Genomic DNA, 13,372 nt, shown 5'->3' with positions numbered 1-13,372 from the left:
ATTGGCAAATGACCCCGCTGTATAATAGCGTTCAGTGTATTCACTAGCATCGCTAATCGCATTCGCTAAGCCATTCCGAACACTAGGGGCAATATTATTTGGCAAACGAACGATATTATTCATCGCGTTTTGTAACTGTTGCGTTGCTTGTTGATATTGTGCTTGTGTGGATGGCCAGTAGCCTTGCGTATTACGGGCTTGGCGTAATGCTGCTTGTAAATTAGCAAATGACCCCGCTGTATAATAGCGTTCAGTGTATTCACTAGCATCGCTAATCGCATTCACTAAGCCACTCCGAACACTAGGGTCAACGTTATTTGGCAAGCGGACGATATTATTCATCGCATTTTGTAACTGTTGCGTCGCTTGTTGGTATTGTGCTTGTGTAGATGGCCAGTAGCCTCGTGTGTTACGGGCGTTTTGCAATGCCGTTTGTAAATTAGCAAATGATGCCGCTGTATAGTAGCGTTCAGTGTATTCACTAGCATCACTAATCGCATTCGCTAAGCCACTTCGAACACTAGGGTCAATGTTAATTGGCAAGCGGACGATATTGTTCATCGCATTTTGTAACTGTTGCGTTGCTTGTTGGTATTGGGCTTGTGTAGATGGCCAGTAGCCTTGCGTATTACGGGCTTGGCGTAATGCTGCTTGTAAATTGGCAAATGCCCCCGCTGTATAATAGCGTTCAGTGTATTCACTAGCATCGCTAATCGCATTCGCTAAGCCACTCCGAACACTAGGGGCAATATTATTTGGCAAACGAACGATATTATTCATCGCGTTTTGTAACTGTTGCGTTGCTTGTTGATATTGTGCTTGTGTGGATGGCCAGTAGCCTCGTGTGTTACGGGCGTTTTGCAATGCTGTTTGTAAATTAGCAAATGATGCCGCTGTATAGTAGCGTTCAGTGTATTCACTAGCATCACTAATCGCATTCGCTAAGCCACTTCGAACACTAGGATCAATGTTAATTGGTAAGCGGACAATATTGTTCATCGCATTTTGTAACTGTTGCGTTGCTTGTTGGTATTGGGTTTGTGTAGATGGCCAGTAGCCTTGCGTATTACGGGCGTTTTGCAACGCTGTTTGTAAATTATTGAATGATTCCTTGGTATAATATGATCCAGTATACTGACTGGCATTGCTAATCGCATTCGCTAACCCACCCCGGACACTAGGATCAATGTTAATTGGCAAGCGGACAATATTATTCATCGCATTTTGTAACTGTTGTGTTGCTTGTTGATATTGTTGCTCAGTCGCATTAGTTGTACCTTGAATGTTACGACCATTCTGCAATGCTGTTTGTAAATTATTGAATGATTCTTTAGTATAGTATGATGCTGTGTATTCACTAGCATCGTTAATCGCATTCATTAAAGTAACTTTCACGGCTTGTGGAATAATTATAGAATTAGCTACATTCACATTAACGTTAGTCAATAATGCACCAGCTACCCAACCATTATTATCAATTTGATACCAAGTTGAATTACCATCAACTGGTTGACCATTAGTAATCTGCGCCGTAATATTGACACTTTGGTTGGTCCGTAAATTACCAACAATCTTTGCATACGTATTCGTATATTGGCGAATATTAATGTAACCCGTTGCAAGCGCTGAACCATTTAACTTTGCGCTGTTATAATTAGCAATGGCATTTTGTGTATAACCGTTATTCGTAATCCCTGTTAAATCCGTATTTCCGTCAAGACTGTGACCACCATATGTTGCAGTAAATTGCCAAATCGCCAAACCTGGTATGTATGGTAATTGGTAACCTGGATATGGTGAGTTTTCACCTGTAAGATACCACATTGGAGGTTCATGAACCGCACCTTTTAATGGATAATCAGCATCCCAGAGGGTAAAACCAAATTGTTGAACAATGGTATTGACATCCAAATGATTCTTAAAATAATCGACACCACTATACAACACTGGGGTATAACCTGCCGCTTTAACCATCTCCATTGCTGAAATAACTGCCGCCGTATTTGCTGATACGTTCGCACTAGCTCCAGCTTCATAATCAATCGCTACAATCGATCCCTTTGGTGTCGCTATTTCTGACAAAAAGTGCTGCATTGCTAGATTACCTAACCGTGTATCACCACCAACTTGAAACCAAATATATGTATGCGCCGCTTTGCCTTGTGATAAGGCACTTGTAACTTGTGGGCGATAAGATGATTGCTCATATATCCGGGGCGTCCCGTTACTATTCCAGCCTGTTACCCCACCAACTTGTGAGACCATAAATGCATCATTAACAGATCCATAACCAAGATAAGCACCCCCAGGGCCATTATTTAATGACCAGTCAACCCCAGTTCGAGCGGCTTTCACTGACAGACTATCTATTGATGTCCCGATAGTAGTCGTTAGCAAGACTGCCATGCCGACTAAAATTGTTCCTTTCTTCATATCTTCTTCCACCCTTTATACTGTTAGTTTTCTTATTTTATTTTAAAATATAGATAGTATTCTTTAATTTTACTAAAATTTGGGCTCAATAATTATTTCAATCCCTTTACAAATTTGCTTAAATCACTAATATTTGATTAACAATTTAGTATAAATTAAAAAAGTACCGTGATTTTTTCAAATACACGGTACTTTTTCATTTTTTTCGATACCAAAAGATGTAACTACCGATACCAATCGTTCCTAATAAAATTCCGATTGCAATTCCCCACTCAAGATAATTAGGCTTAGTTTCAGTTAATGGCTTGATTGTTGCATGTAAAGGCTTAGATTCAGCTTGTTGTGTCAATGTAACCATTTGGTGGCTCGTTACTTTTTGATGTCCATTTTCACCAACTATGGTGACAATGTATTTTCCAGGAGTTAACGTTTTTAACCCATTTAACGGATACTCAACATTTGAATTTGGCGCCAATGTGATATCCGTATACGTATGTTTAGTAACTGGTTGCTGATTTTTTGTCACACTCACTGTCACCTTAGCATGCCGTAAGATGGCCGCTTCTGAATTAATCAGCTTCACACTCAACGCTGGTTGTTTTGCCTTACCATCGTAAATCAACTCACCAAGTGCTAATTTGGGTTTAACTGGTTCACCAACTTCTAAAACAACGCCCGTTAAATACGAGTATGTAAAGTTGACACCAACGCTATTGTCTTTATTACTATTGGCCGCAGCATTAGGCTTTTTATCAATATTTTCAAAATACCATCCGCCTAAAATAATCCCGTGAAAATCCTTAGCAATTTTGGCAGCATCAATTTGGGCCGTGACAGTTTTGGATTGGTGCGCAGGAATAAACACCACATCATCACCATCAACGGTCGCTACTTTGGTCAACGGATAGCGCATACTAGGATCTGGTTTAATCGGCTTGTTAGTAGGTACATAGCCCAGACCGCTGTCGGTAGTATAAGCGCTATTGAATTTATGGCGGACATAGATTGGCCGATTACCGGAATTACTAATAATTGTCGAGATTGTCTGAGGCTTACCTGGGACAACCTTGATGTCAAAATAACCCGTTTGACCACTAACTTGTGTCGCCGTAAATTGTGGATTTATAGCATAACTAGGCGCCTGATCATTGGCAGCATGAATCGTCAGTGGCCAAAAAAGACCACATATAATACTAAAAATAATTAATTTTGGTTTTAACATATTGCACTCACTAACATTAATTTTAATAAATATATTATATAATTATTCATTAATTTTTGTTAGTGTTATTTAATTATATTCAACTATTCTGCTTCACTAGCTAATAATTTTTGGGCAAAAATAAACAATTTTTCCTTGTTAATCACACTTAACTCCTTATATAGAGAACAAATATCACCAATTTGAATCACATCATCCCCAAATAACCGGTTTACATCGATTTCATAAATTGCTGCTAATTTTTCAATGTGATCATACTTAGGTAAATTCCGACCTGATTCCCAAGCCGAAATTGCCGACGGATTGATTGCTAGCATTTCGGCTAACTGCCGCTGTGATAAGTGCTTTGAAATGCGCAGATTTTTTAAATTAACATCAATATTGGCTAACATGGCCCCACCTCTTTAAATTATAAGTAACTAATACATTTTTTAATTTCTTTACTTTAAATGTTTGTTCTGTATTTCACAATAAGTATAACTCATTGATTTTCAAAATCAACATTTTCCACCTATTATTTAGATTATTCGTAAATAAATATTGTGAACGTAATAACTTTAGTTAAATTATTAACTTAGTTCCAGCTATTATTTGCCTCAGCCACAGATTGTGGTCAAAATAAGCAAAATGATATTTTACAATAAACTACAATACAAATTTCGTATGAAACTATCATTATTTTTGCAGTGAATTAAAAGATTTTCCAATTTTACAAAATTTTTTATTTAAAATTGTATATGCCAATAACTACTGACTTGGGCATTTTTTCTGAAAAGGCTTTCATATACACTAAATAAGGCTATTGCACAATTAATTTAACCTTGCTATGATAAATAGCGTTGAAAGAAAGCGTTTACAAAAACAATTTCGAAATACAGATAAATATTTTAGATTATAGATTGTGAGACTATATTATTATGAAGATTAACGTTATGTTTATTTTTATTTTTGGGGCCCTTGGTGGTCTATTATTCGGTTTTGATACAGGTATTATTTCTGGTGCTTCACCACTTATTGAAAACACCTTCCACTTATCAGTTGCTGAAACTGGTTTCATCACTTCATCAGTGTTGATTGGTTCTACTGCTGGGGCATTATCAATTGGTGGTTTGGCTGATAAGTTTGGTCGTAAAAAACTTCTTATCACCGCTGCTTTGTTCTTCGTAGCTGGTTCAATTTTGACTGCTGCTGCAAACGGTTTTGCAATGATGGTCTTTGCTCGGATTATCCTTGGTTTGGCTGTGGGAGCTGCTTCAGCTTTGACACCTGCTTACCTTGCTGAACTTGCACCTGCTAAATTCCGTGGTTCACTTGGAACTTTATTCCAATTAATGATTACTTTAGGAATTTTACTTGCTTATGTTTCTAACCTTGGTTTCCTTGGTCGTAACTTGCTTGGTATTACTGACTGGCGTTGGATGCTTGGATCAGCCTTGATTCCAGCCCTTGCCTTGTTCATCGGTGGTTTATTATTACCTGAATCACCACGTTTCTTAATGGCTCACGGTAAAGAAGCTGAAGCTAAAGCAGTTCTTACACACCTTCGTGCTAAACATGGTGAAGATGTTAATGCTGAATTAGCTGAAATGCGTGAAGTGTTAAACCAACCAAAAGGTGGCTTAAAAGAACTTTTCACTTTTGCTCGTCCTGCCGTTATCGTTGCCGTTGGTATCATGTTCTTACAACAATTAGTTGGTATTAACTCAGTTATTTACTTCTTACCACAAGTATTTATTAAAGGATTTGGCTTTGATGCTTCAAATGCCATCTGGATCTCAATTGGTATCGGGATTGTTAACTTCGTCGTTACAATTCTTGCAACAATGATTATGGATTCATACAACCGTAAAGCTTTACTTACTTTTGGTTCAATCGTTATGACAATTTCACTTGCTGTTTTAGCAATCCTTAACTACACAGTTGATGTTAAAACTGCTGCTATTCCTACAATGCTTCTTATTGCTACTTATATCTTTGGTTTCGCCATTTCATGGGGTCCAATTGCTTGGTTACTTATCGGTGAAATCTTCCCACTTTCAGTTCGTGGAGTTGGTTCATCAATTGGTTCTGCTGCTAACTGGATTGGTAACTTCATCGTTTCTCAATTCTTCTTGGTATTGCTTGCCGTATTCCACAACAACGTGGGGGGCCCATTTGGAGTCTTTGGTATCTTCGCCTTCATCTCAATCTTCTTCGTTAAGTACCTTGTTCCTGAAACACGTGGTAAATCATTGGAAGAAATCGAACTTGAAATGCGTCACAATAACTAATATATCTGAAAAAACCAGTGCTGAACGGCATTGGTTTTTTTGCGTTTTACTTAAGAAACTGGTATTTTTATAGCAAATAGCCATTATCGTTTTGATAGGCTTGCATCAACCCGTCAAAATATGTTAGGATGTTAAAATTTGATTTTTTCGGAGGAGATTTATGTTTTCAAAAGCAAGTTTAGCTCACGCCGGATTTGGCATGCTTAATATTGCCATTCCTTTAATTATTGGGATGACCATTCACAATTATTGGTTAGGTGTCATGGGAGCCTTTGGGTCGCTCATCTTTATGTATTATGTACCCGTCAATCGTGAACGGACCTTCACACAAATGGTATTGGTAACTGGAATTTCAATTGTTAGTTTCCCAATCAGTGCCCTTAGCTCAAGTGTTCCTTGGATCAGTGTCCTCTGGATTGGCCTATTAGCTTATCTAATTCAATACACGCTCACGAGTGGTAAATTCATTGGACCCGGGGCCTTTTTCTTAATGATGATTAACGGGATGATTGCTAGTTTGAACCGTTTTCCATTACATTTCACTCTTATGTTAGCCATATATGCGATTATTGGGACACTGCTTTCATTTCTATTTAGTATTATTGAACCCAAATTAATGGGACAACCATTAAGTATGCAGCTTAATTTAACTTTTGAATCTGATAACTTACAAATTGCCGTTAAAAGTTTAGTTTATGCCATTTTTGCCTTTATTGCCTACTTTATCGGTTATAGTTTGCACTTGCCTAATTACTATTGGTTCTTAGTTGGGGCCATTTCAGTTCTCCAAGGTGAAAATTTTGTCCATGCCCGGAAACGACAATTTGACTACGTGATTGCTGCCATTGTTGGTTGTTTGTTCGCTTGGGTGGTCTATGAAGTAGTCGGAAACCCGATTATTCTGGCAATTATTGCCATTCTTTTACTAGGGGTTATTTGCTTAACAATTAACCGTAACTACATGATTGGGAATTTCTTTACCACTCCGATTGCGTTGATTCTATTTAAATTAGCTCTCCCACATATTAGTAATTCATTGATTGAATTTCGGCTATTAGCCATCGTTGTTGGGACGACAATTGGTTTACTGGGAATTATTTACTTCGATCATCTAATGAAGAAACAAAAAACATTTGATTTTAAAGACTACGAAATCAACTAATAATACGAGCGGTGTTACTAAACTTGACTTAGTAAGGCCGCTTTTTTATTATCCTAAAATAAAATAACAATAAAATTATCAAAGCTATAAATTTAAATTGATATGCTAAACTATATAACTTCGAATATCTGGAGGATTTTTATGTTCACAAAAGCAGGCTTTGCGCATGCCGACTAGTTTTGATAACTTCAAATTCCCCTAGATCAGCTAAGGCGGCACTAACGAAGCGGGCAATATTCCCATTAGCTCCTAGAATAACTATTTTATGCATAACATCCCCCTCTAAATAATCAATTATTGTTACGCTTTTAAAGGCTTAATGTCAAAAAGTTATCATCGGTATAACGACGAAAAAAATAGCCTTCCTTTAATAAGGTAGGCTATCTTGTTACTTTATACAGCTTCGGTTTCGTCAGTTTCATCGTCTTTTTTTCTACGTAAGAGCAAGATAATGAAAATAATTAAGGCTAAAATAATGATAATTAAGGCAATAATTAACGCAATAATCCACCAAGCAAGGCCGGGTTTTGCGTCATATAATGCAGCTTTATCAGCATGCCTAACATCACTTGCCGTAACGACAAAGTCTTGGTCAAAATCCCACTTGAATTGACCACTTTGCGCATGCAAGTGTAAATGGTATTTCCCTGGATTCAAATTCTTATACGGAATCGCATAATTAAAGTTGGTATTAGGGGCAATACTTACCCCGGCTTGTTTTTGCTCAATAATAACTTTCTTACTATTAGCCTTTGAGACTTGGGCATCAATATCTAAGCCGCCCATAATCGTTGCTGAAGCATTTTGCAGATTAGCTAAAACAGCGTGCGTATAGTTATGTGCCCCAACTTTAATCTTGGGTAATTTAAGAATTGGTTGTACATACCGATCCTTAGCTAACATAATCTGTACATTATAAGCATACAAGCTTGTAATTGAAACTTTGTTAAGTTGCTTTTTATCAGGTTGGGTCTCATCGGCTAATTTTAAGAAATTCCAACCACCTAAAATAACACCGGCAAAATCAGCATTCACATTCCCAGCAAGTTCAGCGGTTGCTTCAACGGAACTATGTGGCGCAATCTCTAAAACCTCTGGAGAAGTTAACTTAACTAAGGTTGATAATGGATACTGCAATGTGGCATCGTTTTTAAAGTCTGACTTCCGGACATCATACACAATTTCCCCGTTATCAGACGTTGTGGCATTGTTGATTCGTTGTTGGACTTTAATCGGGTGGTCCTCACCGTTAACGACTTTAACTTTGATTGTTTGACCAAGGCCTTTACTAATATTTAGTTCAAAATGCTGTTGATTTTTAGCACTTTCTAATTGATTAGCGGGAATTTGTGGTTCGACATAGAAATTATTAACGTTAGCCGCTTTGGCCCCTAAAAATGGTGTACTAATTAATGTGACTCCAACAAACAGCGTCGCTAAAATAGATTTAAGATAGGTTTTCATTATTACCTCATTTTTTTAATGAAAAACGGAACTAATCCCTATGTGGATTAATTCCATTTTTGTTAATTATTTTACAGGTTTATTTGTTTTGGTGAGAGTATTTGGAATAGTTCCAGGAGTCAGCGTCCAAGTGATAGATCCACTGTACGTTCCTACTAATTGTTGTGCTGCTGGGATAGTTAACTGAACGTTACTGTCATCAAAACGTAAAGTAGTAATTCCCATACCTTGCTTCGTACCTGGTGTAAGGATGTTTTTAGAATCACCATTAGCCACTAAATCAATACTATATTTATCACTATTTTTTACTAGCCACTCTGGACCAATTTTCTGTCCATCTCCATTGCCAACGGTATTATATAATCCACGTTTGCTACTATTATCTGTATTGTTAAGATCACTAAATGTTATTTTGGCCGGCGTGGCTTTATCAGGTAAATTTTGATTATTAAGTTCATTATGTTCTTCTGATGTTAATGATTATAATGTCGCACTTAAGGTCCATCCAGCACCCGTTCCACGTAAATCACCAACTTGAACTTGCCCATCATAAATTGGCTTCTTGTCTGTACGTTTAACATCAATGTCTTCAAACTTTTCGACACTCGTTTCTTGATTACTACTTTTTACATCAGTATCCTTAAACTTAAAGTGACTAGGTACTTGCATTAATCTAAAACTACGAGTTGGATCGTTAGGATTTTCGCTACTCCCATTACCCCAGTCTTTATTGTTTGTTGGATCAACTGGGTTATTTGGTAATGTTCCGGCGTTAATTTTTACAGAAGCATTTGTTGTATTATCATCTGCCAAAACAGCAGTTTGGATTGCTAATGGTGCCAATAAGGCTACCAATGAAGTTGCGATAATTGATTTTTTCATGTTATATTCTCCTCAATATTTGCGATTAAATTATTACTTTACTATGGTGTACTTGCTAATGTTAGATTTATTGTTGCTTTTTTTGGACCGAGGCCAATTGTGCCAGTATCTATGTGTACCCCAAAACCGGGCGTTTTTTCTCTAATAATTCCGGAAGAAATTTCTATACGGAATTTGTTATTCCCTAATTCCTTGACGTGTGTCGTACTTTGATCATCACTATTACTAAATATTTTTTGTGACGTATTTAAGCACCGCCATTTATACTGATGGTCAATATAAAACATATTCATCCCAGGGCTCTGCTCGCCAACTTGGGCTGATATTGCCCAACTACTATACGGGCCCTGTCTGGAAACTTCTAATCCCCATATGTGAATGTCTCTTGCAATTGTGGGATAACTGGTTAAGTCAACCGTTCCAAAATCGATAGGATCAATCTTGGTAATTCTAAAAGCTTGGTTCTGCTGCGCCTTATTCTGATTATTGGTAGTTTTCGGCATTGATATCGGTATCGATACATCTCCCCAATCATTACTCTCTGTAATCGTATAAGGGGAATTAACTGGCAAATTATCAATCCTCCAGCTACCGTCTTCTTTAGCCGAATCTGTCGAACTAACTTCTTTATCGCCCACCTTAATCGTAATCTTATCACCCTTTTGAAATGCCTTGCCTATTAGGTTATTTTGGCCATCAAAAGTCGGTTCAAATGGAGCTAATTTATATTGGCCAATTTGCATAGAACTTTGAATATACACTGATTCTTTATTATTTTCTTTCAGAATATAGCCAATAAACAGTTTATATGTGTTAATTTTTGGATTACTGGTATCTGAGGTATCTGAAGAAAAATTATTTAAAATTTCTAAACTTTTTTCCTTAGATAGTCTACTGAAATTTACAGTTTTGTTGTCTGGCTGTAGAGTTGCTTGTTCTAACAGAACATATTTACCATCTTTATTTTGGTAAAAAATCGCCGGATTTAAACTTTGACCTTTAAGCTGGCCACTATTAATTTCCATTTTCCAGGAATCACTTAAAGAAACGGGGGACAGATAATTAATAGTACCAAACTGTCTTGTATTGTGCATCTGTGTAATGTGCCACTGAATATCTTTTACATCATCTATTTTTAGCTCATTTGATAAATGTTGCGCCGAAAGATCAACGTTTTGTGTAATATCATCCAGCGAAATTTTCGTAACCGTTATTTCTACTCCACCACCCGGATAATATTTCGGGGCCTCAAAAGATTCGGCAATAACAGGCGTTACTAATAATTCTACTATTACAAAAATAATGCATATTAGCCCAATCTTTCTCATATTTATCATCCTCAATTAAACACCTCCTTATGCATAAATAAATGTATAAAATAATTCAACGATTTATATTTTATTTTAAAATTTATCTAAAATCAATAAGTTTTTGATTTTATTTAAAAAATAAATTATATTTAATTAAATAAATAGGCTATTTTATACCTTATATCACAAATTAATTAATAGTTTAATAATAACCGGACTTGTTTATACAAAAAAAGCACATCAACATAGTTGATGTGCTTTTAATTATTCTATTCAATATTGTTGCTTAACAAACTCATTTTACCATCAATAATTTGATAAACTTTGTCGGCTTTTGCTTCCAATCGTTGGTCATGAGTTACCACAATCACCGCTTTTTGGTACTTATGTGCTAATTGATTAAACAAACTCATAACTTCAAGTGAGCGATTCGTATCTAAGGCTGCGGTTGGTTCGTCAGCAAGGATATATTCTGGATCAGCATACAATGCTCGTGCGATAGCAACCCGTTGACGTTGACCACCAGACAATTCCTTAGGGTATTTCGCAAGTAAATCCTTGATTCCCAATGTATCTAACACATCTTCAAACCGTTCCGCAGACATATTATTTTGCTTAACTTTATCAACTAGTTCAAATTGTTCGGCCACTGTTAAGAATGGGACTAAGTTGTATGCTTGCAACACAAAGCCTATTTTATGCAAGCGTAAATCACTTTGGGCATGCTTATTAGTTGATGAATAACCATTCCCATTAATTAAGACTTCCCCCGTTGAAGGTGTCTGTAACCCCCCAGCAATCGTTAGAAAAGTCGTTTTCCCGGAACCAGACGGACCCACAATTAAGACTGTCTCACCTTCATGTGCTGAAAAGTTAACGTGATCAAGGGCGGTTAATTGACTAACACCTGATCCATATACTTTTGAAACATCTTTTAATTCTAAGTTAGCCATTAATTAGCCTCCAATCATGGTGTATGGGTCAACTTTTACAATTTCACGAATTGGAATAAGTGATCCTAGAAGTGACATAACAATAATTAACACTGCCGTTACCGCCACATAGCTTGCTGAGATGAAAATTGGGACTTGAGCAGGCAAGATGACCGCGGTAATTGTTGTTAAGATAACGGCAATTCCAACCCCAATCACTGCAATTAAGAATGATTGGAATAAAGTATTTTTAACTAAGTATTTTGTAGCGACCCCTTGGGCTTTAAGAACCCCAAAGTTTGGTAATTTTTGAATTGTTAAGATGTACAAGAAGATTGTAATCACAATTAAGATAATTACCATCAAGAAACCAATCATAAAGTTAAAAGTCATGGTTTGCGCGCTGTTTCCGGGTAAGGCATTAACAAATTCATCAATACCATACACCTGGCTTGTTCGTAATCCACTCACATCAGGCTTGGCATCCTTAAAGACCACCCCGTTAACTACCCCTGGACGTTCTGTAATTTTTTGGGCTGTTGTGATTGTCGTATAAACGACTGGGGCAATATTTAAGTTCGCATTTTTGGTGAAACCTACAATCTTAGCAGAAACATCCGTATTAGCAAACTTAATGGTATCTCCTAGCTTGAAGCCATCAACTTTTAAGTTATCTGAGACCACGACTTGATTATCAGCGGTAATCGTCTTACCCGTTTCAATTTTTAAGTCTTTGTAGATAAATTCATTTGGGTCAATCCCGACCGTTTGAACTGATTCCTTATGGCCAGAACTATCTTTGACTAAACCACCAAATTGAACTAACTTAGCGCCGCCAGCTGCGGTAGCACGCTTAACATCTGTTGGTGCAACGACTGATTGCGGTAAGATCAACTGTGAATCTTTATTCAAGACAATTGCATTAGCTCCCCATGTATCAATCGCCGCACTATTTAGGGTTTGCAAGCCCGATGATAACCCCGACAAGATGAATACTAAATAACTCACCAGCATAATCATCCCCGTGATTAACGCATACCGGAGCTTTTCATGCTTAATTTCCTTAATTGCTAAAAACATCCTATTTTTCCTCCAAAGCGCTTATTCCACGCATAAATATTTGTACCGTTTCGATAATTTCTTGGTCTGAAGTCGGCATATGACTATCACCTAAGTACGCCGTTAAGATTCGTAAAAAATGTCGTGAAATATTGCTTAATGTAATATCAGTGCGGACATTTTTCACTTCGGCAAAGACTCGTTCAAATGGTGCAAAATAACTTTGATGCCACATCCGAAACATCTCAGCATGATCAGCTTCATTACCAAAAACAGCCATCGTATCATGCATCATCTGCCCCAAGTTAATGTGAGATTCATTAACTAGATACAAACTCATCGCAATTAAACGTTCTTCAACCGTACCTGATGTTTGCGAAATCTCAGCTAATTCTTGACCAATTGCTTGTGAATAACTAGTCAAAACTTCTCGATATAAATTAATTTTGTTCTTAAAATAGTAGTAAATAACAGGTTGCTTAATACCAAGTTGATCGGCAATTTGCCGTGTGGATGTACTAGTATAACCCGTACGCATAAAATAGCTCGTTGCAGTAGTCAATATTGCTTGACGGACATCTTTAGTAGCCATAGTGCTCCTTTCTTTATCGCGTGATAAACTTGATTGGTTGATAAAA

Annotated in this window: 13 protein-coding genes; 2 read left to right on the top strand and 11 right to left on the bottom strand. The window is 37.0% G+C overall.

What is annotated here, in order from left to right:
* The 3 genes from LQZ75_RS04025 to LQZ75_RS04015 form a co-directional block, all read right to left on the bottom strand.
* Positions 1–2,433 (bottom strand): hypothetical protein (locus tag LQZ75_RS04025; protein WP_230096569.1); only part of this gene is annotated, 2,433 nt, incomplete at its 3' end.
* A 196-nt stretch (positions 2,434–2,629) separates the two neighbouring features.
* The gene (locus tag LQZ75_RS04020; protein ID WP_230096568.1) at positions 2,630–3,655 is read right to left on the bottom strand and encodes a DUF916 domain-containing protein; all 1,026 of its coding nucleotides are present in this window, start codon (positions 3,653–3,655) and stop codon (positions 2,630–2,632) included.
* 83 nt (positions 3,656–3,738) lie between these two features.
* The gene (locus LQZ75_RS04015; protein WP_230096567.1) at positions 3,739–4,047 is read right to left on the bottom strand and encodes a helix-turn-helix domain-containing protein; all 309 of its coding nucleotides are present in this window, start codon (positions 4,045–4,047) and stop codon (positions 3,739–3,741) included.
* 525 nt (positions 4,048–4,572) lie between these two features.
* Here LQZ75_RS04015 and LQZ75_RS04010 point away from each other — a divergent pair.
* Both LQZ75_RS04010 and LQZ75_RS04005 read left to right on the top strand, forming a co-directional pair.
* A complete protein-coding gene (locus LQZ75_RS04010) occupies positions 4,573–5,925 on the top strand; it encodes a sugar porter family MFS transporter (protein ID WP_230096566.1) in 1,353 nt (450 codons plus the stop codon).
* A gap of 160 nt (positions 5,926–6,085) precedes the next feature.
* Positions 6,086–7,087: an FUSC family protein gene (locus LQZ75_RS04005; RefSeq protein WP_230096565.1), complete on the top strand. Its 1,002-nt coding sequence runs from the start codon at positions 6,086–6,088 to the stop codon at positions 7,085–7,087.
* 145 nt (positions 7,088–7,232) lie between these two features.
* Here the strand turns inward: LQZ75_RS04005 and LQZ75_RS09755 are convergent, their stop codons facing one another.
* The 8 genes from LQZ75_RS09755 to LQZ75_RS03975 all read right to left on the bottom strand — a co-directional run bounded on the left by LQZ75_RS09755 (position 7,233) and on the right by LQZ75_RS03975 (position 13,326).
* Complete coding sequence (locus LQZ75_RS09755) at positions 7,233–7,358, bottom strand: hypothetical protein (protein ID WP_284707349.1); 126 nt, start codon at positions 7,356–7,358, stop codon at positions 7,233–7,235.
* Between the two features lie 122 nt (positions 7,359–7,480).
* Complete coding sequence (locus LQZ75_RS04000) at positions 7,481–8,551, bottom strand: WxLIP family cell surface protein (protein ID WP_230096564.1); 1,071 nt, start codon at positions 8,549–8,551, stop codon at positions 7,481–7,483.
* Positions 8,552–8,617: 66 nt separating this feature from the next.
* Positions 8,618–8,878 (bottom strand): WxL domain-containing protein, encoded by a 261-nt coding sequence (locus tag LQZ75_RS09810; protein WP_354002016.1) that lies wholly within the window; start codon positions 8,876–8,878, stop codon positions 8,618–8,620.
* Positions 8,879–9,031: 153 nt separating this feature from the next.
* Positions 9,032–9,433 carry a WxL domain-containing protein gene (locus tag LQZ75_RS09805; protein WP_349304972.1) on the bottom strand — a complete coding sequence of 134 codons (402 nt, stop codon included), beginning with the start codon at positions 9,431–9,433 and terminating at the stop codon, positions 9,032–9,034.
* 41 nt (positions 9,434–9,474) lie between these two features.
* Positions 9,475–10,761, bottom strand: coding sequence for a hypothetical protein (locus LQZ75_RS03990; protein WP_230096563.1), 1,287 nt, complete (start codon positions 10,759–10,761; stop codon positions 9,475–9,477).
* Positions 10,762–11,012: 251 nt separating this feature from the next.
* Complete coding sequence (locus tag LQZ75_RS03985) at positions 11,013–11,696, bottom strand: ABC transporter ATP-binding protein (RefSeq protein WP_230096562.1); 684 nt, start codon at positions 11,694–11,696, stop codon at positions 11,013–11,015.
* A 3-nt stretch (positions 11,697–11,699) separates the two neighbouring features.
* Positions 11,700–12,755 carry an ABC transporter permease gene (locus tag LQZ75_RS03980; RefSeq protein ID WP_230096561.1) on the bottom strand — a complete coding sequence of 352 codons (1,056 nt, stop codon included), beginning with the start codon at positions 12,753–12,755 and terminating at the stop codon, positions 11,700–11,702.
* A gap of 1 nt (position 12,756) precedes the next feature.
* A complete protein-coding gene (locus tag LQZ75_RS03975) occupies positions 12,757–13,326 on the bottom strand; it encodes a TetR/AcrR family transcriptional regulator (RefSeq protein WP_230096560.1) in 570 nt (189 codons plus the stop codon).
* Positions 13,327–13,372 lie beyond the last annotated feature (46 nt).

This window comes from Periweissella fabaria, from assembly GCF_918814575.1.
In the GTDB taxonomy this organism is placed as follows: domain Bacteria; phylum Bacillota; class Bacilli; order Lactobacillales; family Lactobacillaceae; genus Periweissella; species Periweissella fabaria.
This window is presented reverse-complemented; position numbering and strand designations above follow the sequence as displayed.

Excerpts from the sequence above, each read along its gene's own strand:
- LQZ75_RS04020 (WP_230096568.1), bottom strand. The coding sequence starts at position 3,655 with ATGTTAAAACCAAAATTAATTATTTTTAGTATTATATGTGGTCTTTTT.
- LQZ75_RS04015 (WP_230096567.1), bottom strand. The coding sequence starts at position 4,047 with ATGTTAGCCAATATTGATGTTAATTTAAAAAATCTGCGCATTTCAAAG.
- LQZ75_RS04010 (WP_230096566.1), top strand. The coding sequence starts at position 4,573 with ATGAAGATTAACGTTATGTTTATTTTTATTTTTGGGGCCCTTGGTGGT.
- LQZ75_RS04005 (WP_230096565.1), top strand. The coding sequence starts at position 6,086 with ATGTTTTCAAAAGCAAGTTTAGCTCACGCCGGATTTGGCATGCTTAAT.
- LQZ75_RS09755 (WP_284707349.1), bottom strand. The coding sequence starts at position 7,358 with ATGCATAAAATAGTTATTCTAGGAGCTAATGGGAATATTGCCCGCTTC.
- LQZ75_RS04000 (WP_230096564.1), bottom strand. The coding sequence starts at position 8,551 with ATGAAAACCTATCTTAAATCTATTTTAGCGACGCTGTTTGTTGGAGTC.
- LQZ75_RS09805 (WP_349304972.1), bottom strand. The coding sequence starts at position 9,433 with ATGAAAAAATCAATTATCGCAACTTCATTGGTAGCCTTATTGGCACCA.
- LQZ75_RS03990 (WP_230096563.1), bottom strand. The coding sequence starts at position 10,761 with ATGAGAAAGATTGGGCTAATATGCATTATTTTTGTAATAGTAGAATTA.
- LQZ75_RS03985 (WP_230096562.1), bottom strand. The coding sequence starts at position 11,696 with ATGGCTAACTTAGAATTAAAAGATGTTTCAAAAGTATATGGATCAGGT.
- LQZ75_RS03980 (WP_230096561.1), bottom strand. The coding sequence starts at position 12,755 with ATGTTTTTAGCAATTAAGGAAATTAAGCATGAAAAGCTCCGGTATGCG.
- LQZ75_RS03975 (WP_230096560.1), bottom strand. The coding sequence starts at position 13,326 with ATGGCTACTAAAGATGTCCGTCAAGCAATATTGACTACTGCAACGAGC.